Annotated in this window: 21 protein-coding genes; 10 read left to right on the top strand and 11 right to left on the bottom strand. The window is 66.1% G+C overall.

Annotation, left to right across the window (positions count from 1 at the left end; translation table 11 throughout):
- Window positions 1-101 precede the first annotated feature (101 nt).
- The 11 genes from ODR01_RS15840 to ODR01_RS15790 all read right to left on the bottom strand — a co-directional run bounded on the left by ODR01_RS15840 (window position 102) and on the right by ODR01_RS15790 (window position 9867).
- Window positions 102-1460: an amidase gene (locus tag ODR01_RS15840; protein WP_316978660.1), complete on the bottom strand. Its 1359-nt coding sequence runs from the start codon at window positions 1458-1460 to the stop codon at window positions 102-104.
- A 23-nt stretch (window positions 1461-1483) separates the two neighbouring features.
- Window positions 1484-2158 (bottom strand): DUF2848 domain-containing protein, encoded by a 675-nt coding sequence (locus ODR01_RS15835; protein ID WP_316978659.1) that lies wholly within the window; start codon window positions 2156-2158, stop codon window positions 1484-1486.
- Window positions 2159-2185: 27 nt separating this feature from the next.
- Window positions 2186-3469, bottom strand: a complete 1284-nt coding sequence (locus ODR01_RS15830) for a TRAP transporter large permease (RefSeq protein ID WP_316978658.1) — start codon at window positions 3467-3469, stop codon at window positions 2186-2188.
- Between the two features lie 13 nt (window positions 3470-3482).
- Window positions 3483-4058 carry a TRAP transporter small permease subunit gene (locus ODR01_RS15825; RefSeq protein WP_316978657.1) on the bottom strand — a complete coding sequence of 192 codons (576 nt, stop codon included), beginning with the start codon at window positions 4056-4058 and terminating at the stop codon, window positions 3483-3485.
- A 77-nt stretch (window positions 4059-4135) separates the two neighbouring features.
- Window positions 4136-5200, bottom strand: coding sequence for a TRAP transporter substrate-binding protein (locus tag ODR01_RS15820; protein ID WP_316978656.1), 1065 nt, complete (start codon window positions 5198-5200; stop codon window positions 4136-4138).
- 43 nt (window positions 5201-5243) lie between these two features.
- Window positions 5244-6062 carry a putative hydro-lyase gene (locus ODR01_RS15815; RefSeq protein WP_316978655.1) on the bottom strand — a complete coding sequence of 273 codons (819 nt, stop codon included), beginning with the start codon at window positions 6060-6062 and terminating at the stop codon, window positions 5244-5246.
- A gap of 55 nt (window positions 6063-6117) precedes the next feature.
- Window positions 6118-7053 carry a LysR family transcriptional regulator gene (locus ODR01_RS15810; RefSeq protein WP_316978654.1) on the bottom strand — a complete coding sequence of 312 codons (936 nt, stop codon included), beginning with the start codon at window positions 7051-7053 and terminating at the stop codon, window positions 6118-6120.
- Window positions 7054-7413: 360 nt separating this feature from the next.
- On the bottom strand, window positions 7414-7920 hold the full coding sequence (locus tag ODR01_RS15805; protein ID WP_316978653.1) for a GlcG/HbpS family heme-binding protein: 507 nt from the start codon (window positions 7918-7920) through the stop codon (window positions 7414-7416).
- A 33-nt stretch (window positions 7921-7953) separates the two neighbouring features.
- Window positions 7954-9048 (bottom strand): YeeE/YedE family protein, encoded by a 1095-nt coding sequence (locus ODR01_RS15800; RefSeq protein ID WP_316978652.1) that lies wholly within the window; start codon window positions 9046-9048, stop codon window positions 7954-7956.
- A gap of 68 nt (window positions 9049-9116) precedes the next feature.
- A complete protein-coding gene (locus tag ODR01_RS15795; RefSeq protein ID WP_316978651.1) occupies window positions 9117-9470 on the bottom strand; it encodes an ArsR/SmtB family transcription factor in 354 nt (117 codons plus the stop codon).
- Window positions 9460-9867, bottom strand: a complete 408-nt coding sequence (locus ODR01_RS15790; RefSeq protein WP_316978650.1) for a thioredoxin domain-containing protein — start codon at window positions 9865-9867, stop codon at window positions 9460-9462. The genes ODR01_RS15795 and ODR01_RS15790 overlap by 11 nt, the downstream gene beginning before the upstream one ends.
- Window positions 9868-9988: 121 nt before the next feature.
- On the opposite strand from ODR01_RS15790, the gene ODR01_RS15785 reads away from it, so the two are divergent.
- From ODR01_RS15785 to ODR01_RS15740, 10 genes are all read left to right on the top strand, one after another.
- Window positions 9989-10729: a cytochrome c biogenesis CcdA family protein gene (locus ODR01_RS15785; RefSeq protein ID WP_316978649.1), complete on the top strand. Its 741-nt coding sequence runs from the start codon at window positions 9989-9991 to the stop codon at window positions 10727-10729.
- A gap of 11 nt (window positions 10730-10740) precedes the next feature.
- The gene (locus tag ODR01_RS15780; RefSeq protein ID WP_316978648.1) at window positions 10741-11325 is read left to right on the top strand and encodes a thioredoxin family protein; all 585 of its coding nucleotides are present in this window, start codon (window positions 10741-10743) and stop codon (window positions 11323-11325) included.
- Between the two features lie 235 nt (window positions 11326-11560).
- Window positions 11561-11935, top strand: coding sequence for a sulfur oxidation c-type cytochrome SoxX (gene soxX, locus ODR01_RS15775; RefSeq protein WP_316978647.1), 375 nt, complete (start codon window positions 11561-11563; stop codon window positions 11933-11935).
- Between the two features lie 13 nt (window positions 11936-11948).
- On the top strand, window positions 11949-12404 hold the full coding sequence (gene soxY / locus ODR01_RS15770; RefSeq protein ID WP_316978646.1) for a thiosulfate oxidation carrier protein SoxY: 456 nt from the start codon (window positions 11949-11951) through the stop codon (window positions 12402-12404).
- 22 nt (window positions 12405-12426) lie between these two features.
- A complete protein-coding gene (soxZ, locus tag ODR01_RS15765) occupies window positions 12427-12753 on the top strand; it encodes a thiosulfate oxidation carrier complex protein SoxZ (RefSeq protein ID WP_316978645.1) in 327 nt (108 codons plus the stop codon).
- A 37-nt stretch (window positions 12754-12790) separates the two neighbouring features.
- Complete coding sequence (gene soxA, locus ODR01_RS15760; RefSeq protein WP_316978644.1) at window positions 12791-13651, top strand: sulfur oxidation c-type cytochrome SoxA; 861 nt, start codon at window positions 12791-12793, stop codon at window positions 13649-13651.
- 109 nt (window positions 13652-13760) lie between these two features.
- Window positions 13761-15452 (top strand): thiosulfohydrolase SoxB, encoded by a 1692-nt coding sequence (soxB, locus tag ODR01_RS15755; RefSeq protein WP_316978643.1) that lies wholly within the window; start codon window positions 13761-13763, stop codon window positions 15450-15452.
- 55 nt (window positions 15453-15507) lie between these two features.
- Window positions 15508-16818, top strand: a complete 1311-nt coding sequence (gene soxC, locus ODR01_RS15750) for a sulfite dehydrogenase (RefSeq protein WP_316978642.1) — start codon at window positions 15508-15510, stop codon at window positions 16816-16818.
- Complete coding sequence (locus ODR01_RS15745) at window positions 16802-17893, top strand: c-type cytochrome (RefSeq protein ID WP_316978641.1); 1092 nt, start codon at window positions 16802-16804, stop codon at window positions 17891-17893. The genes soxC and ODR01_RS15745 overlap by 17 nt, the downstream gene beginning before the upstream one ends.
- Window positions 17877-18227 carry a c-type cytochrome gene (locus ODR01_RS15740; protein WP_316978640.1) on the top strand — a complete coding sequence of 117 codons (351 nt, stop codon included), beginning with the start codon at window positions 17877-17879 and terminating at the stop codon, window positions 18225-18227. Before ODR01_RS15745 ends, ODR01_RS15740 begins: the two co-directional genes overlap by 17 nt.
- Window positions 18228-18234: the final 7 nt, after the last annotated feature.

The following is an 18234-nucleotide window of genomic DNA, read 5'->3' as shown; positions in this document are numbered from 1 at the left end:
TTCCTGCTCGACGCCGCGACGGTTTCCGCGAACGGCGCCGTGCTGACCTATCTGCCGGGCGGTACCGCCAACGCCGCCGCCCCGATGGCGGCGGGCGACCGTCAGGCTTCGGGAAGGCCGAGACCGGCGCCGTGCAGGATATTCTCGACCGTCATGGCGACCCTGAGGATATGCCTGTCGGCGTTTTTGCAACCGACGATGGCGAGGCCGACCGGCAGGTCGCCGGGGCGCTGGCACGGCACCGACGCCGAGCACAGGCCGAGCAGGTTCGATACCATCGGATTGCGCAGGACCAGGAGGTTGAGGCGCGCGTAGTCGTCGTCGTTTTCGAGGTCGGCGATCTTCGGGGCGACGACGGCGACGGTTGGCATGACGGCAGCATCGAAGGGCGCCAGGGCGCGATCCATGGCGGCGGCCTGGTCGGCCCGCGCCGCCAGGAGATCCAGATAGTCGGCGGCCGAGATGGTGGCGCCCCGTTCGATGCGGCGGCGGACGTGGGGATCGTAAAGGTCGCCCTTTTCGGCCAACAGGCGGCGATGCCAGGCATAGCTTTCCGCAGCGGTGACGCCGCCGCCCGCCAGCAGATCCGGCAGCCTTTCCAGGGTGCCGAAACCGGCGTCTTCGATGTGTGCCCCCGACGCGGACAGCGCCGACAGAGCCCGGGCGTAGGCCGCGGCGACGGCATCGTCGAGACCGTCCAGAACGTAGGTCTGCGGCGCCGCCAGGCGGAGCCCCCTCAGGGCCAACGGCATCCACGGTTCCTCGCCGGCCAGTACGGCGTCGAGCAGGGCGCAGCAGCCCACCGAACGGGCGATGGGTCCGATCGAATCCAGGGTGGTCGACAGCGGGATGGTGCCGCCGAGATCGCTCCGTCTTTGAGTGGGCTTGAAACCGGTCAGGCCGCACAAGGCGGCCGGAATCCGGACCGATCCGCCGGTATCCGTTCCGATGCCCGCGAACGCCATGCCGGCGCTCACCGATACGGCGGCCCCCGACGACGAGCCGCCGGGAATGCGGCTGCCATCCCAGGGATTCCCGGGGGTGCCGTAGTGGGGGTTGATGCCCAGGCCCGTGAAGGCGAACTCGGTCATGTTGGTGTGGCCGATGATCACCGCCCCCGCCGCCCGCAGCCGTTTGACGGCGACGGCATCCGCCTTGGCCGGCGGAGCGTCGGCCAGCACCTTCGATCCGGCCCGCGTCGGGTAGCCGGCGACGTCGAACAGGTCCTTCACGGAAACCGGCACGCCGGCCAGCGCCCCGCCGGCAACGCCGGCATCGCGCAGTTGGTCCGCCGCCCGCGCCTGGGCCAGGGCGGCCTTCTCGAAGATTTCCGTGAAGACGATCCGGCCTTCCGGGGTTTGGGTCCGCGCCAGCGCCTCTTCGGTCAGGGCTTCGCTGCGCGCGCGGCCGGACCCCAGGGCATCGAGGATTTCCGTAAGCGTGCGGGTATCGGCAAACATGGTCCTTCCCCCGGCTGCGCCCGTCAGGCAACGATGGGCAGGACGTCGATATCGTAACCATGGCGGATCGTGCGGTTCAGCACCGGGTCTTCCAGCGTCATCTCGAATCGGGTTGCCGGGCGCACGCCGCCGATCGCCGCCAGGGTGCCGCAGAACATCGCCTGCCCGTCGCCCAGCGGCCGCGCCGTGCCGTTCCATTTCGCCATCAGCAGTTCGGGCCGCAGCAGCCCGGAAACCGGGCCTTCCTGATAGAGGACGCTGTCGCCGTCGATCACCGCATGGGCGCGCAGGATCAACCGATCCCAATGATCGGCCACGACGTCGAGCGGCCAGACCTCCGGCCCCACCGGTTTGGGACACATTTCCTTCGACACGGCGACCGAATAGGCTTCGACCTTGCGATCGGTGTGGTCCGAGCCGATGCCGACCCACAGGCGGCCGGCCCCGCCGATCAGCACCGCCTCGGCCTCGCCGGAGCTGTCCGGCCCCAGGACCTGGATGCGTCCGGCCGTGGTCAGCCGCCCGGCCGAAACCCGGTAGAAAAGGGGGACGGTCGATGGCGGCGCGACGCCCACGTCGGCCAGTTCCCGGATGTGGGCCTGGACCGCGGCGGTGTCGCGGCCGGCCCACCCGGCGATGACCAGCTCGCGAATGTCGATGGCAATCGGGTTTTCCCCGGGCGAGCGAAACTGCAGCATGGCGACTCCCCGCATCACATCATTCGTTCAGTTCATGGCATTCGGCAGAAACAGGGCCATCTCGGGTACCATCAGCAGAACGCCGGCCATCAGGAGCATGATCACCGCATAGGGGAGGGCCCCGATCATCACTTCGTTCAGCGACCCCCGGCCGCGCACGCCCTGGACCACGTAAAGGTTGAGGCCGACGGGCGGGGTGATCAGCGCCATCTCGATCAGCAGAATCAGCATGATGCCGAACCAGATGGGATCGTAGCCCAGGGCAACGACGACCGGCTCGACGATGGGGATGGTGATGACCATGAGCGAAAGGGTTTCGATGAAGAACCCCAGCAGCACGTACATGGCGATGATGACCAGCATCGTCGCCGTCGGGGCCATTCCCAGGGTTTCGACGAATGTGCTGAGCGCCCGGGTCGCCCCGGCGGCCGACAGCACGAAGTTCAGGAAATAGGCCGACGTGATGATCAGCATGATCATGGCCGACGTGCGCATGGTGCTGGCCAGCGAGTCCTTGAGCATGCCGATGGAGAGCTCGCCCAGGATGAACGCGAAGACGAGCGTGGTCAGCACGCCGACGGCGGCGGCCTCGGTCGGCGTCGCCCAGCCGGTATAGATCGAGCCGATGATGACGGAAAAAAGGACGAAGACCGGCAGCAGGTCAACGAGGCCGCGCAGCCGTTTCCCCCAGGTGTGCCGCCGGCGGGGGCCGCCCCATTGCGGCTTGATGGAACAGATCAGCGCCGTCCCGGCGATGAAGGAGAGCGCCAGGGCGATGCCGGGGACGATGCCGGCGATGAACAGGCGGGGGATCGAGGTCTCGGTCAAAAAGCCGTAGACGATCAGGTTGATCGAGGGCGGGATCATGATGCCCAGCGTGCCGCCCGCCGCGATGGAGCCGGCGAACAGGCCTTCGTGATAGCCGAGCGCGCGGGCCTGCGGCATGGCCACGGTTCCGACCGTCGCCGCGGTCGCCACGCTGGACCCCGACGTCGCCGAAAAGAACGTCGCCGTTCCGATGTTGGCGTGCAGAAGCCCGCCGGGCAGCCAGGAAAGCCAGGCCTCAAGGGCGCCATACGTGCGCCGGGCGATGCCGGTGCGGACCAGGATCTCGCCCAGCAGAATGAACAGCGGAATGGCGATGAGGAGGAAGCTGTCCGAGGCCGACCACATCACCTCGCCGAGGGCGCGATAGAGCGGGAACGCCGAAAAGGCCTGGTCCATGAAGAGGCCGAGCGCCAGCAGCGTGACCGCCACGGGAATCGACAGCACCATCAGGGTGAGCAGGATTGCGAACGCTAGGCCGATCATCGTGGCGGGCTCCCTAGACCGGCGCTTCTTCTTGGATCTGCTCGTCCAGCGTCTGGCTTCCGGCCAACCGCTGCACCGTTTCGGCATCGCCGGATGCCGCGGCAAAAAGAACCCGCACCAGCAGCAGGGCGGTGGCGAAGGCGAACCACACGAGGCCGGCCAGCCACAGGCCCTGGGGAATCCAGAGCGGCGTCTGCAGCGGCGTATTCGACAGGGAATGCCGGCTGACGGATTCGAACAGCACGCCGCCGGCCGCCTCGCAGACGACCATGGCGAAGGCGACGAACAGGGTGAGCGCCAGGATGTCGAGGCCGATGCGCATCCGTTGGCCGAGCCGCACATAGGCGGCGTCGATGCGGATGTGCGCCCGGCAGAACAACGCATAGGCGAACGCCCACGAGGACGAAATGGCGAGCGCGTAGCCCGACATCTCGAAACCCAGGGCGAGCGATATCGCGAAAACGCGCCTGAGCACGATTTCCAGGATGACCAGGGCGACGGTGACCAGCAGCATGACGCCGCCGAGATAGGCCAGCCACCGGGAGATCCGGTCGACCCGGTCAACGAGGATGTCGAGCGCTGCGGCCATGATGCGGTTCCGTTAGGGGAAGGGAGGGAAGGGCGCGCGGCCGGGAATGTCCTCCGGCCGCGCGCAGAGGTGAGGGGTCATTTCTTGGCGATCAGATCGACCGTCTTGCCGATCGTCTCGTTCCACCGCTTGACCCAGACATCGTCGACGCGGGCCGCCCACGCGGGAAGGGACTTTTCGAGAAGCAGCTTGCGGGCCCGGGCCATTTCCTCGGCCGTCGGCTCGACCACGGTCATGGTGCCCGGCTTGCCGTGCTTGCAGGCCACCTGGCCTTTGCCGCTCAGGCAGGCGATGCCCTGCACGGAGTCTTCCTCGGCCGCCTTCCACACCGGATTCTCAAGCTTTTCCGCCACTTCGGCCAGCAGGAACTTCTGGGTGTCCTTGCCAAGCGCGTTCCACTTCTTGAGCGAGATGGCCGTCACCACGTGGTCCCATCCGCCGATCGGCAGCGGATAGAGAACCTTGGAAACCTCGCCCCATCCCGCGCTGTAGCCGGAAAGCGTTCCGGTGACGGCGCAGTCGATGACGCCGCGCTGCAGGGCACCGGGAACCTCGCTGAACGCCATGGTAATGCCCTCGGCCCCCGCCGCCGTCAGGAATTCGGCGGTCGAACGGCCGCTGGCGCGAACCTTCAGGCCCTTGATGTCGGCCAGGCCCTTGATTGGCTTGTTGCAGAACAGCACCTGGGCCGGATAGGGCACGATGGCCAGCACCTTGGCCTGGAAACGCTGGGCCATGATGTCGTCGACCACCGGCTTGTAGGCCATGGCCGCAGCGTGGGCCTGCTTGGGCTCGGACGCGATCATCGGGATGTCGAGGCCTTCCAGTTCCGGCGAGTCCTGCACCGTATAGTCGGCGACCGTCGCCCCGATATCGAACACGGCCTTGTCGAGCAGACGGAACACCTCGGCGCCCTTGAGGCCCATCTGGTCGAACGTCGAGACGTCGACGGTGATCTTGCCGCCCGAATCCTTGGGCAGGGTTTCGCCCCAGAACGGCTTCTCGAACTGCTTGAACAGCACCAGGCCGCTCCAGCTTCCCACGTAGGTCAGCTTCGTGCTGTCGAGATCGGCGGCTCCGGCGGCGCCCGAGCCGACCAAAACGGCGACGGCCGCGGCCGTCAGAAACTTCATCCCACGCATATCAAAAGCTCCTAATCCAGGGTTTCGACGGGTTTTCGCTCGCTCACACTCCTAACCGTTGGACGCCGACGATGCGCTCGTTGGCGATGTCGGTTATCAGCATATGGCCGGGATCATGGGTAATGGCGAAGGGCAGCGCGGCCTGCTCCAGCGCCGCCTGCGGCGTCACGCCGCACGCCCAGAACACGGGAATTTCGTCGGCTTCCACCGGCACAGGGTCGCCGAAATCAGGCTTGCCGAGATCGACAATCCCGATCGCCTCGGGAAAGCCCATGTGAACCGGCGCCCCGTGGGCCAGCGGGTAGCGTTCGGACATGAGGATGGCGGCGATGGCTTCGGCCGGCCTGTAGGGGCGCATGCTCACGACCAGCGGGCCCCGGAAGAGGCCGCACGGAATGGTTGGGATCGACGTGCGGAACATCGGCACGTTGCGGCCAAGCTCGATGTGGCGAACCGGCAGGCCGGCATCCACAAGGGCATGTTCGAAGGAAAACGAGCAGCCGAGCGCGAAGATCACCAGATCGTCCCGCCAGTAGGGCGTGATGTCGTTCACCCGCTCGGTGGCGACGCCGTCGCGAAAGATGCGATAGCCCGGAACGTCGGTGCGGATATCCAGATTCTTGGCCAGCACGTCGAGGGAGACCTTGCCCGGCTCGCCGACGCCCAGCAGCGGGCACGGCTTGGGGTTCGCCGCGCAATAGGCCAGGAACAGCTCGGCGTCCACCTGCGGCAGGATGACCAGGTTGGCCTGGACATAGCCGTCGGCCATGCCGGCGGTCGGAGCATCGATCTGCTTGGCGCGAATCAGCCGGCGGACCTCGCCGGGCGCGAACGAGCGGAAGGGGCGGGACGCGGGGGCCATTTTTTACTCATGGTTTGTTGCGTGCCTACAGATTGAGCACGTCGACCGCATTCCGTCAAAACGCATGATTTGATGGAATTTGATAATTTTTTTCTATGAGTTGGCGTGCGGCGTCGAACTCCTTGGCCACCGTGACCGCCAGGTCGCAGATGGCATGGGCCAGGAAGGAATCGGATTCGCCGGGAAACGACGCCGTGAAGTAAAGGTCGGGCAGCCGGACCGCCGATTCCAGAAGGCACAGCTCGCCGCGCTGCAATTCCAGCCGGACGATGTCGATGGGCAGAGCGCACACGCCGATTCCGTCGGCCGCCATGCGAACGATGGTGGCCAAGGACGAACTGTTGTGGATGCGGGGGCGGACGTTGGTGCCGTGGAAAAGCGCCTCGAGGTCCATATAGGGGCGCGAATGGCGGGGAAACGTGATGATCGGCACCCGGCCCAGGTCTTCCAGCGTCAGGGTCTTGCCGGCCAGTCCGCGCCGCGGGCTGGCCAGCCAGACCAGGGGATAGCTGGACAGCGGCAGGTTGACGATCTCGGGCCGGCTGATCGGGCCCATGAGAAAGGCGGCGTCGAGCTCGCGCGCCACCAGCCGTTCCCTCAGGTTGACCGAGATGTCGACGTTGAGCTCGAGCGAGATGGCCGGATAGGTTTGGGCGACGCGCTCGATCAGCCGGGGCAGCCATGTATGGGCGATGGTTTCGACGACGCCCAACGCGATGGTCCCCTGAATGGACGACAGATTGGCCACCGCCGTCAGCGTTTCGGTGCGAAGCGCGATCAGCCGTTCGGCGTATTTCAGAAGATCGCGGCCTTTCCGCGTGAGCGTGGCCCGGCGGCCACTGCGGTCGAAAAGCCGGGTGCCGAGTTCGCGCTCAAGGGCGGCGACGCGCGACGACACCGACGGCTGGGTGGTGTTCAGGCGGTCCGCCGCCGCCCGGAAGCTGCCCAACCGCGAGATCCATATGAACGTTTCGAGGGCCTTGAACTCCATTTCGCCTGTTCCCTTGAGCCTGCGGCAAAAGCGGGACGCCAGGATTCCGCCCACCATCATGTCGGCTGTCGCCATGAAAAGCCAAGGCCGACGCAATTCCAAGTGGCAATCGGCAAACGGCGGCCACCACAGCGGGATGGGCGCGTTCCGATGGTCTTTGGCGGTGTCTCGTAATGGTTGGGAAGTCGCTCAATGGGCCGCCGCCGGCGATTGCGCGTTGAAGGGGCGGCTGGCCCCGATCGTGGCACGACGGGGACGATGCCTTCTGCTTCGGGGGAATCCCGATTTCCGGGCGCGTACTGCGGCGCGCATCGAACCCGAGCCCTAGGACCGGGGGGCTTTTTGCGTCGCGCCGGGGCGCTAAAGTTCCAGGTCCATCGCGATGGCGTCGATTCCCATGCGGGCACAGCGATCGTCCATCGCCCCCGACGGCGCCCCGGAAACACCGACGGCTCCCAGCATCGCCCCGCCGGCCTCGACCGGCACGCCGCCGCCCAGCATCAAGGCTTCCGCGATGAAGTTCGCGCCGTACGCCTCGCCTCCCGCTCTCGCCGCTTCGGAAAGGGTCAGGGTGTCGCTGCGGAAGCTGGCGGCGGTATAGGCCTTCCGGCGGGCGGCATCCGGCGTATGCGGCCCGGCGAAGCGGTCGCGGATCAGGGCCTGCAGGACGCCGAAGCGGTCCACCACGGCAACCGTGACCTGGGCTCCTTCGGCCCGGCATCCGTCCAATGCCGCTTGCGCCAGTTTGACGGCCATCTCGGGTTTCATCAGGTTCACCGATACCAACGGCCCGTCCTCGGCCCATGCGGCCGTGCCCAGGACGGCGAAAAAGCCGACCGCCGCCACACCCATTCTCCCGTTGCGCATTTCACCCCTCCTTTTGACGCGGCAGATCCTTGATTAACCCTGTTTGGCGGGCTCTTGGGCGGGCAAGCGGAATGCCGCCCACGCCGATCCCTCGACGAGATAGGCGAGACCCAGGCGGGCCCCCACCCCGATCGAGATCATGACCAGCGGTGCCGATATCGCGAGCACGGAGGCCGCCGTAACCCCCTGGCCGACGGTGCAACCCATGGCCAACACGCCGCCGATCCCCATCAGGGCGGCGCCGCCGATGTGGCGCCCGAGTTCGCGGGCGTCGTCGCAGGCCTCCCAGCGGACGTCGTGGCGCCGGAAGGCGACCGCCGCGGCGCCGAGGGGAACGCCGATCACCAGGCCGACGCCGTAATCCGGCAACGCGCCGGTGAAGGTGGCCAGGTGAAACAGCACGTCACCGACCGGCACGACGAAGGACCCGGCCTCCAACTGCACGGGATAGAGCGAATGGCCGGACGCCCACGAGGTCGCCAGCCATCCGCCGGCGATAACGCCGCCCATCGTCACGGCCGCCCCGATGCTGCGATAATTTGTGCGGTAGCGCCGGTCGCTGAAGACCCACGCCAGTAGGACGGCGACGACGGCAAGCGCGGTCACGGCCCGGGCATCGAAGCCGGCGAGCGCGGAAATCAGGCCGCCGAGGGACTGGTTTCCGGCGAAGCCGAGGTCGATGGCCGTTTCGTCGGCGATCCGCGTGCGGGCGAGCGCCAGCAGGCCGCGCTGGGTGGCCAGCGCCGCCAACCCCAGGATGATCAGCGCGACCAGCGAGCGCAGGCTGCCCCCGCCCAGGCGGACCAGCGCGCCGAACCCGCAGGTGCCGACCAGCGCCATGCCGAAGCCGAAGGCGATTCCGCCGAGAATGGCGCCAGCCCAACTGAACTCGGGCGTGAGATAGAAGGAGGGCCCGACGTCGATCGCGCCGGCAAGGCTCATCGCCTGGGTCAGGGCGATCGCCACCGCCGCGAACAGGACCCAGGTTCTAAGCCCGCTGCTGTCGTTGGCGTACCAGTGCCGCTCGAGGGCCGACAGCGTGCAGAAATGGACGTTGCGCGCGACGGCGCCGATGACGATTCCGGCGGCCACGCCTGCGACCGGCAGAAACCAAGCCGCATCAGCCATGAGCCTTTCTCCTTGTTCCCGACATGCCCATCGTCCCTGTCACCCGACGGGGCGGTGCCTCGCGCCCGTCAACCGCCGCCGTTGTTCTTGCGCAACGGCTTGCAGAAAAATTCCTGAAGCATCTCGATCAGCGAGACGACATCGTCGTCGGCGATCGAGTAATAGATCGTCCGCCCCTCGCGCCGGGTTCGGACCAGGCGGTCGAACCGCAGCCGCGCCAGCTGCTGCGAGACGGCGGCCTGCGGCATCGACATCAGCTCTTCCAGTTCCGAAACCGATTTTTCGCCATCGCTCAGCAGGCACAGGATGAGCAGGCGGCTTTCGTGCGACAGCGCTTTCAGCAACTCGCTGGTCTTGCGCGCGTGCTCGACGAGCGTGTCGAGATCGATCGGTTCCTGGCCTTCCTTGAGCCTAATAGCCATGGCCGGGATTGCGCCCGTCCGCGGGCGCTCCTGTCGGCAGCTGGGCCAGAATCTCCTCGATCAACGGCCAGAAGAACGCATCTCCGGGGTAACCCCGCAGACGGCCGATCTCCCTGCCGTCCTCGATGACGATGAACGTCGGCGTGAAACGCTCGATCCGGATCTGTTCCAGGTCCCTGGGCCACGGCTGGGTGATGTCGACGCGCCGCAACGGCGCCGTGCGACCCGCTTCCGTCTTCCCATAGGCGGGACCGATCTCGCGATCCCATCGCTCGCACCACGGGCACCCCGGCCGCTCCAGCATCACAAGCTCGGCGGCCTGGCCCGGCGACGTCCCGCCGAGACAGGCCAACGCCAGGGCGGCCAGCGCGCCGCCGCCTCTGCGGATCTGCGTCATCGAGGCGTCAATCCCCATCTTCATTGAAAACATATAGTGTTTACCGCATATATTCCAATGCGTCTAATAACGAATAACCGATACGATCCCGCCGATGGGCGGGTTTTTCGCAGGAAGGCCGATGGAAATGCTGGATGCCAGTCTGAGCGGTGCGCTGCTTGCGGGGGTGTTGTCCTTCGTGTCGCCTTGCGTGCTTCCCATCGTGCCGCCGTACCTTGCCTATCTCGCCGGCATCAGCTTCGACGAGCTTAAGGCCGACAGCCGGGCGTCGGGCGCCTCGCGCCGGGTTCTTCTGTCGGCCGCCTGTTTCGTCCTCGGGTTCACCACGGTGTTCGTGGCGCTGGGGGCGACGGCCAGCCTGATCGGCCAATCCATTGCCCGCTATTTCGACACGCTGGCGGTGGTGGCGGGTGTGATCATCCTGCTGATGGGCCTGCACTTCCTGGGCGTCCTCCGGATCGGGCTGCTCTATCGGGAGGCCCGCCTCCAGGTGGCCGGGCGGCCGGCGGGGATGCTGGGCGCCTATGTCATGGGGCTGGCCTTCGCTTTCGGCTGGACGCCTTGCGTCGGCCCGGTGCTGGCGGCGATCCTGTTTGTCGCCGGAACCCACGATACGGCCGCCCGCGGCGCCGTCCTTCTGGCCGCTTACGCGTTGGGGATCGGCGTGCCGTTCCTCGTCGCCGCGGCCTTCGCCGGCCGGTTCATCGGCTGGTCGGTGCGGTTTCGCGAACACATGCACAAAGTCGAAATGGCGATGGGCGCCATCCTGGCGGTGACCGGCGTGCTCTTCATGACCGGCCAGATGACCGCCATCGCCTACTGGCTGCTGGAGACGTTTCCCGCTTTCTCGAACCTTGGATGAGGGCGATTGCCATGCTGAAGCATCTGGTTCCCGCGCTGCTGATCCTGCTGACCGGCCTGCCGGCCGGCGCCGCCACTTTGGGCGAGGACGGCCTGCACAAGGAAGACTGGTTCTCGATCACCTTCCGCGACGTTCGGGAAGACATCGCCAACGCCGCCAGGGACGGCAAGCGGCTGGCCATGATCTTCGAGCAGCGCGGGTGCATCTACTGCAAGAAGGTCCACGAGGAGGTGCTGAGCGACGCCCAGGTTCGCGACTACATCAGGGCCAACTACCACGTCGTGCAGTACAACCTCTACGGCGACGAGGAAGTGACCGATCTCGACGGCGCGTCGCTCACCGAAAAGACGGCCGCCCGCAAGTGGGGCATCGTCTTCACGCCGACCATCCTGTTCATGCCGGAGGCGGCCCCCGACGGCCTGACCGCCAGCCAGGCCGTGGTGGCCGCCATGCCGGGCGCGTTCCAGAAGGGGACGTTCCTCGACATGTTCGTGTGGGTTCGCGAGAAGGGCTACGAGGGGGCCGAGGATTTCCAGCGCTACCACGCCCGGCGGATCCGCGAGCGCCAGACCGCCGGCCAGGCCAATTCGGACTGAAATTTCAACATGCGAGCCGGAAACATTCAAATAATGCAATTTATGCATTGAATCGATGACATCTTCGTCCTACCTAACCGAAAAATGATGGGCGATACGCCCGCAAGAGGCGACACGTTTGAAGATAGGGGGACGCATGCTTGCACCGGCAAGATCCTTTTTCGCAGCCATGATGCTGTGCGCCGTGATCGCTCCGGCGAAGGCGGACAGTGTTCCGCCGGATAAGGTTGAGATCGTGGAGGCCGCGGTCGCGAAGTCGCTGACGGGATCGCCCGGTGATCCGGCGGCCGGTCGAAAAGCTTTCGCGGATAAAAAGCTCGGCAACTGCCTGGCGTGTCACGCCAATCAGGACATGAGCGAACAGCTTTTCCATGGCGAGGTCGGGCCGCCGCTGGACGGCGTCGGGTCGCGCTACGAGCCCGCCCAACTGCGCGCCATCCTGGTGAATTCCAAGGCCGTCTTCGGGCCAGATACCGTGATGCCCGGCTTCTATTCGCTCGAGGTGGGAAAGAACGTCGCCAAGACCTTCGTCGGCAAGACCATCCTCACCGCCGATCAGGTCGAAAGCATCGTCGCCTACCTGTCGACACTCAAGCAGCCGGCCAACTAGTAAGGAGTTTCAAATGATCCTGACACGACGACAGGCGCTCGTTTTATCGGCCGGGGCGGCGGCTTTTGCGCTGACCGGCCTGCGCGTCGGAAGCGCCCACGCCAATTCCGACAAGACTCAAAAGGCCATTGCCGAGTTCGCCGGCGGCAAGACCCCGCAATCGGGTAAAATCACCCTTACCGCGCCCGAGATCGCCGAGAACGGCAATACCGTGCCGGTGTCGGTTGCGGTCGACAGTCCTATGACCGAGGGCTCCTATGTCCGCTCCGTCATGCTGCTGGCCGACGGCAACCCCAATCCCGGGGTCGCCACCTTCAATTTCACGCCGATGAGCGGCTCCGCCGCGGCCACCACACGCATGCGCCTGGCCAAGACGCAGAACGTCATCGCCGTCGCCAAGATGAGCGACGGCTCCGTCTACATGGACGAGAAGCAGGTAAAGGTCACGATCGGCGGCTGCGGCGGCTGATCGGCAGATAGGAAAATCGACAATGGCAACCTCCAAACCCCGCGTAAAAGTGCCCAAGACGGCGTCCGCCGGCGAGGTCATCACCATCAAGACCCTGATCAGCCACGAGATGGAATCGGGGCAGCGCAAGGACAAGCAGGGCAACCCGATCCCACGCAAGATCATCAACAAGTTCAGCTGCGAGTTCAATGGCATGCCGGTTTTTTCCTGCGACATCGACCCGGCGATCTCGGCCAATCCCTATTTCGAATTCAACGCCAAGGTACCGCAAAGCGGAACCTTCAAGTTCGCCTGGGTGGACGACGACGGCTCGATTTACGCCCACGAAGAGGCCATCGAGGTCAAGTAGTCCGGTCGTTTAGACCGTTGCTCTAGACAGGGAGCCGATGATGTTGAGGGAGACTCTGCTGAAAGTGGGGATCGCCACTGCGGCATCCGCGATCGCCGCGGTGTCGGCGTTGGCCGAGCCGGTCAATGACGAATTGGTCATCGATGGCGCCAAGATGGTGACCCAGGCCAAGGCGCCGGAAGGTCATCCGTTCGACGAGGTGTTGTCGGGCTGGCTGTTCCGGACCGAAGAAACCCGGGCCCTGGAAGCCGATTCGTTCCAGAACCCCGGCATGCTGTACGTCGAGCGCGGTGAGCAGATCTGGAACACCGTCGAGGGGACCGCCGGCAAGTCCTGCGCATCCTGCCACAACGATGCGGCGGAAAGTATGAAAGGGGTAGCTGCCGCCTATCCCAAATGGGACGCCGATGCCGAGCGCCCGATGAACATCGAGGTCCGCATCAACAAATGCCGGGCCGAGGGGATGGGGGCCGAACCCTACAAGTTCGACGCCAAGGAACAGAAGGCGCTGACGACCTTTATGAGGCATCAGTCCCTTGGCGTGCCGGTCGCCGTCGACCTGACCAAGGGCCAGATGCAGAGCTGGTGGAACCGTGGCAAGGACATGTACTACACGCGGACCGGTCAATTGAACCTGTCCTGCGCGTCCTGTCACGAGCAGAACAACGGAAAGTACATCCGGGCCGACCACCTGAGCCAGGGGAACGTGAATGGCTTCCCCACCTACCGCTTGAAGAACGCCGACATGGTGTCTCTTCACAGTCGGTTCCGCGGCTGCATCCGCGATACCCGCGCCGAGCAGCCCGCCGCCCTTTCAGACGAACTGATGGCGCTTGAGGTCTACACGACCTGGCGCGGCACCGGCCTTTCGGTCGAGACGCCGGCCGTCCGTCAATAGCTTTCCCCCGGCGGCCGGGTAACAGCCGCCGGGGGAAGTCGACCGCTGTCGCTTCCCGGGCGGTGTTTGCGCTTCCCGTGGGGCTTGGGCATCAGTGCAAGGAGACAAGATGGTATCGAGGCGTGACTTCCTGACGGCGTCCCTGGCGCTGGGAGCGATCGCGGGATCGGGGATGGTCGGACGTTGGAGCCAGGCGGCGGCGCGCCAAGCGCTGAGCGAGGCCGATCTGCTCGATTTTCAGGGGTTCGGCAACGTCACCCTGGTTCACGTCACAGACCTGCACGGCCAGTTGAAGCCGCTCTACTTCCGCGAGCCCTCGGTCAACATCGGGATCGGACCGGTCGCCGCCCTGCCGCCCCACCTGACCGGTGCCGATTTCCTCAAGCGCTACAACATCGACACCGGTAGCGCGAACGCCTATGCCCTGACTTCCGCCGACTTCGTCGCCCTGGCCGAGACCTACGGCAAGATGGGCGGCCTGGATCGCATCGCCACCATCGTCAGGCGCATTCGCGGCGAACGCGGCGAGCGGGTGCTGCTGCTCGACGGCGGCGATACCTGGCAGGGAAGCTATACCGCCAACGCTACCAAGGGCGCCGACATGATCGAGGCCATGAACGCGCTCGGCCCCGACGCCATGACCGGACACTGGGAATTCACCTATGGCTCCGAGCGCGTCAAGGAGATGGTGGAGGGCCTGCCGTACCCGTTCCTGGCCGGCAACATCTACGACGCCGAATGGAACGAGCCGGTGTTCGAGGCCTACCGCATCTTCGATCGCGGCGGCGTCAAGGTCGCGGTGATCGGCCAGGCGTTCCCTTATACCCCCGTCGCCAATCCGCGGTGGATGATGCCGAACTGGAGCTTCGGGATTCGCGAGGAGGATGTCGTCAGGAACGTCAAGGCGGCGCGCGCCGAGGGGGCCGATCTCGTCGTTCTGTTGTCCCACAACGGCTTCGACGTTGATCGCAAGCTGGCCGGCCGCGTTTCCGGCATCGATGTCATCCTGACGGCCCATACCCACGATGCGCTGCCCGAGCCGGTCAAGGTGGGGAAGACCCTGCTGATCGCCTCGGGCTCGAACGGAAAGTTCGTCTCCCGCCTCGACCTCGACGTTGCCGGCGGGACCGTTCGCGGTTTCCGCTACCGCCTGATCCCGGTGTTCTCCGACGTCATCGCCGCCGATCCGGAAATGGCGGCGCTTGTCGATCGGGTGCGGGCCCCCTTCGAGACCGAGTTGAAGCGGGAACTGGGGCGCACGGAATCGCTGCTCTACCGGCGCGGCAATTTCAACGGCACCTTCGACGATCTGATCTGTGAGGCGTTGATTGCCGAACGCGATGCCGAAATCGCCCTGTCGCCGGGCTTCCGGTGGGGCACCTCGCTGCTGCCCGGCCAGGCGATCACGGTCGAGGACCTGCACAACGCCTGCGCCATGACCTATCCGGCGGCCTACCGGACGACGATGACCGGCGCGCTCATCAAGGACATCCTGGAAGACGTGGCGGATAACCTGTTCAACGCCGACCCCTACTACCAGCAGGGCGGCGACATGGTCCGGGTCGGGGGCATGGGCTACACCATCGACGTCGGCGCCGCCATGGGCTCGCGGATCTCGCAGATGGTGCTGCTCAGAAACGGCGAGCCGGTCGATCCCGCGAAGTCCTATGTCGTCGCCGGCTGGGCCTCGGTCAACGAAGGGACCGAGGGGCCGGCGATCTGGGACGTCGTCGAGGCGCATCTGAAAAAGAACCCGGTCGTGCGCGCCCCCGAGGCCCGCTCGGTCAAGCTGGCCGAATAGGCGCCCGATGCCGGCCGACAAACGCACATTCAAGGCAGAACCAGGTACGCAGCCGATGTCCGATTCACAGATCAGGAAACCGACGGGCGGGAGGGAGCCCACCGGAACCGGCCCGTCCCGGCGCCAGCTTCTGACGGGCGGCCTGGCGACCGGGGCCGGCGTCGCCCTGGCGGGCCTTGCCGGCATGGCGGGAGCGAGGGCGGGCGAGCCCCTCATCACCGAGGTTCAGGACTGGAACCGCTATCTGGGCGATGGCGTCGACGCGCGGCCCTACGGGGCGCCGTCGCCGTACGAGAAGGACGTGGTGCGCCGCGATGTGGCGTGGCTGACGGCCGACAGCAAATCGTCGGTGAATTTCACGCCGCTGCACGAGCTCGATGGCATCGTCACACCGAACGGGCTGTGCTTCGAGCGCCACCACGGCGGCATCGCCGAAATCGCACCCGATCAGCACCGCCTGATGGTTCACGGCCTGGTCGACACGCCGCTGGTCTTCACCATGGCCGACCTCAAGCGGTTCCCGCGCGAGAACCGGCTCTACTTCCTTGAATGCGCCGCCAATTCCGGCATGGAGTGGCGGGGCCCGCAGCTGAACGGATGCCAGTACACGCACGGCATGGTCCACTGCGTGATGTACACCGGGGTTCCGCTTCGCCACGTGCTTGAGGAAGCGGGCCTCAAGACCAACGCCAAATGGATTCTCGTCGAGGGCGCCGACGCCGCGGCGATGACCCGCTCCATCCCATTGGAGAAGGCGCTCGACGATTGTCTCGTCGCCTTCAAGATGAACGGCGAGGCCCTGCGCCCGGAGCAGGGCTATCCGCTGCGGCTGGTCGTTCCCGGCTGGGAAGGCAACATGTGGATCAAGTGGCTGCGCCGCATCGAGGTCGGCGATCAGCCCTGGCACCAGCGCGAGGAAACCTCGAAGTACACCGATCTCCTCGCCAACGGCCAGGCCCGGCGCTTCACCTGGGTGATGGACGTCAAATCGGTGATCACCAGCCCCAGCCCGCAGGCGCCGGTCAATCATGGCCGGGGCCGCCTCGTGATTTCGGGGCTCGCCTGGTCCGGCACCGGCGGCATCAAGCGGGTCGACGTCACGCTCGACGGCGGGCGCAACTGGCGCACCGCGCGCATCGACGGGCCCAGCCTGCCGAAGGCCCTGCACCGCTTCTATCTCGACGTGGACTGGGACGGCAGGGACCTGCTTTTGCAGTCGCGCGCCATCGACGAGGCCGGCTTCGTGCAACCGACCAAGGACGAGCTGCGGGCGGCGCGGGGGGAGAATTCGATTTACCACAACAACGGCGTCCAGACCTGGCATGTCGCGCCCAACGGAACGGTAGAGAATGTCGAGATTTCTTGATTTTGCCGCGGCCGCGCTGATGGCCGGCGTCCTTCTGGCCGCGCCGCAGGCCCGCGCCGACGGGGACCCCGCGAAGGGAGAAAAGGTGTTCAAGGTGTGCGTCGCCTGCCACGCAATCGGCGACGGCGCCAAGACCAAGACCGGCCCTCATTTGAACGACGTGGTTGGCCGGACGGCCGGCTCGATCGAGGGCTTCAAGTATTCCCCGGCCATGAGCCAGGCGGGCAGCCAGGGGGTGGTGTGGTCGGAGGAAAGGCTTGCTGCCTTTCTGGCCAGTCCGCGCAAAGTCATCAAGGGAACCAAGATGACGTTCGCCGGCCTCAAAAAGGAAAGCGACCTCACCGACGTCATCGCCTATCTGAAGTCGGCCGGCCCCGGCAAGGAGGCCGCGAGCCAAGCCGCTCCTCCATCCTCTGTCCAACCGCGGCAGGTCGCGGCCGCGCCGCAGGCGGCGGGCTCACCGCCGCAGACGGTCCTTTCCAGGCATGGCGTCTTCCACCTCGGTCGCCCGGCGAGTGCGGACGAAATCGCCGCCTGGGACATCGATATCCGCCCCGATGGCGAGGGGCTGCCCGAGGGCAAGGGAACGGTAGCGGAAGGAGAGGTCCTTTTCGCCGAACGCTGCGCGTCATGCCACGGCGATTTCGGCGAAGGCCGGGACCGCTGGCCGGTCCTCGCGGGCGGCTTCGGCACCCTGACGGCGGAGCGGCCGGAAAAGACGATCGGTTCGTACTGGCCGTATCTGTCGACGGTTTACGACTATGTCCGGCGGGCGATGCCGTTCGGTGACGCGCATTCGTTGGGCAACGACGACGTCTATGCCCTGACCGCCTATCTGCTCTATCTCAACGACGTCGTGACCGACACCGACTTCGAACTGTCGAAGGCGAATTTCGCGAGCATCCGGCTTCCCAACCAGATCCATTTCATCGACGACGACCGCGCCGCCGAACCGCATGCCGCGAAGCGCGACCCGTGCATGACCGATTGCAAAGCCGATGCGCGGATTGTCAGCCGCGCCCGAATTCTGGACGTGACCCCGGACGATGAAGGCGACGGTGGGCAGATCGAATGACGGTCTCGGGTGGCTTCGCGTGCGCGGCATTGCCGTGTGCGCCGGTGCCGCCGGACTGCTCGCCGCCGGTGCGGCGTCGGGCGGGGATCTCGCGCTTGGCCAGTATCTCTCCAGCGAATGCGTGGCCTGCCATCAGCTTTCCGGCCAGGCGGCCGGCGCCATTCCCCCGATCGTCGGCTGGCCGAGCGAGCAGTTCGTCGTGGTCATCCGCGCCTACCGCAACAAGGAACGCGACAACGTCGTCATGCAGACCATTGCCGGACGGTTGAGCGACGACGAGATCCGGGCGTTGGCGGCCTATTTCGGCAGCCTGGAGGAGACGGCATCGCAGTAGGGGAGAG

Source organism: Shumkonia mesophila (genome assembly GCF_026163695.1).
Classification (GTDB): Bacteria; Pseudomonadota; Alphaproteobacteria; order Rhodospirillales; family Shumkoniaceae; genus Shumkonia; species Shumkonia mesophila.
The sequence above is the reverse complement of the archived record's forward strand: the minus strand, read 5'-3'. Positions and strand labels throughout refer to the sequence as shown.

Bases quoted from the DNA above. Each gene is read 5' to 3' on its own strand.
- ODR01_RS15745 (WP_316978641.1), top strand. From the start codon at position 16,802: ATGTCGAGATTTCTTGATTTTGCCGCGGCCGCGCTGATGGCCGGCGTC.
- ODR01_RS15820 (WP_316978656.1), bottom strand. From the start codon at position 5,200: ATGCGTGGGATGAAGTTTCTGACGGCCGCGGCCGTCGCCGTTTTGGTC.
- ODR01_RS15780 (WP_316978648.1), top strand. From the start codon at position 10,741: ATGCTGAAGCATCTGGTTCCCGCGCTGCTGATCCTGCTGACCGGCCTG.
- soxA (WP_316978644.1), top strand. From the start codon at position 12,791: ATGATGTTGAGGGAGACTCTGCTGAAAGTGGGGATCGCCACTGCGGCA.
- ODR01_RS15840 (WP_316978660.1), bottom strand. From the start codon at position 1,460: ATGTTTGCCGATACCCGCACGCTTACGGAAATCCTCGATGCCCTGGGG.
- ODR01_RS15795 (WP_316978651.1), bottom strand. From the start codon at position 9,470: ATGGCTATTAGGCTCAAGGAAGGCCAGGAACCGATCGATCTCGACACG.
- soxC (WP_316978642.1), top strand. From the start codon at position 15,508: ATGTCCGATTCACAGATCAGGAAACCGACGGGCGGGAGGGAGCCCACC.
- soxY (WP_316978646.1), top strand. From the start codon at position 11,949: ATGATCCTGACACGACGACAGGCGCTCGTTTTATCGGCCGGGGCGGCG.
- ODR01_RS15800 (WP_316978652.1), bottom strand. From the start codon at position 9,048: ATGGCTGATGCGGCTTGGTTTCTGCCGGTCGCAGGCGTGGCCGCCGGA.
- ODR01_RS15805 (WP_316978653.1), bottom strand. From the start codon at position 7,920: ATGCGCAACGGGAGAATGGGTGTGGCGGCGGTCGGCTTTTTCGCCGTC.
- ODR01_RS15810 (WP_316978654.1), bottom strand. From the start codon at position 7,053: ATGGAGTTCAAGGCCCTCGAAACGTTCATATGGATCTCGCGGTTGGGC.
- ODR01_RS15815 (WP_316978655.1), bottom strand. From the start codon at position 6,062: ATGGCCCCCGCGTCCCGCCCCTTCCGCTCGTTCGCGCCCGGCGAGGTC.
- ODR01_RS15825 (WP_316978657.1), bottom strand. From the start codon at position 4,058: ATGGCCGCAGCGCTCGACATCCTCGTTGACCGGGTCGACCGGATCTCC.
- soxZ (WP_316978645.1), top strand. From the start codon at position 12,427: ATGGCAACCTCCAAACCCCGCGTAAAAGTGCCCAAGACGGCGTCCGCC.
- ODR01_RS15790 (WP_316978650.1), bottom strand. From the start codon at position 9,867: ATGACGCAGATCCGCAGAGGCGGCGGCGCGCTGGCCGCCCTGGCGTTG.
- ODR01_RS15830 (WP_316978658.1), bottom strand. From the start codon at position 3,469: ATGATCGGCCTAGCGTTCGCAATCCTGCTCACCCTGATGGTGCTGTCG.
- soxB (WP_316978643.1), top strand. From the start codon at position 13,761: ATGGTATCGAGGCGTGACTTCCTGACGGCGTCCCTGGCGCTGGGAGCG.
- ODR01_RS15785 (WP_316978649.1), top strand. From the start codon at position 9,989: ATGGAAATGCTGGATGCCAGTCTGAGCGGTGCGCTGCTTGCGGGGGTG.
- ODR01_RS15835 (WP_316978659.1), bottom strand. From the start codon at position 2,158: ATGCTGCAGTTTCGCTCGCCCGGGGAAAACCCGATTGCCATCGACATT.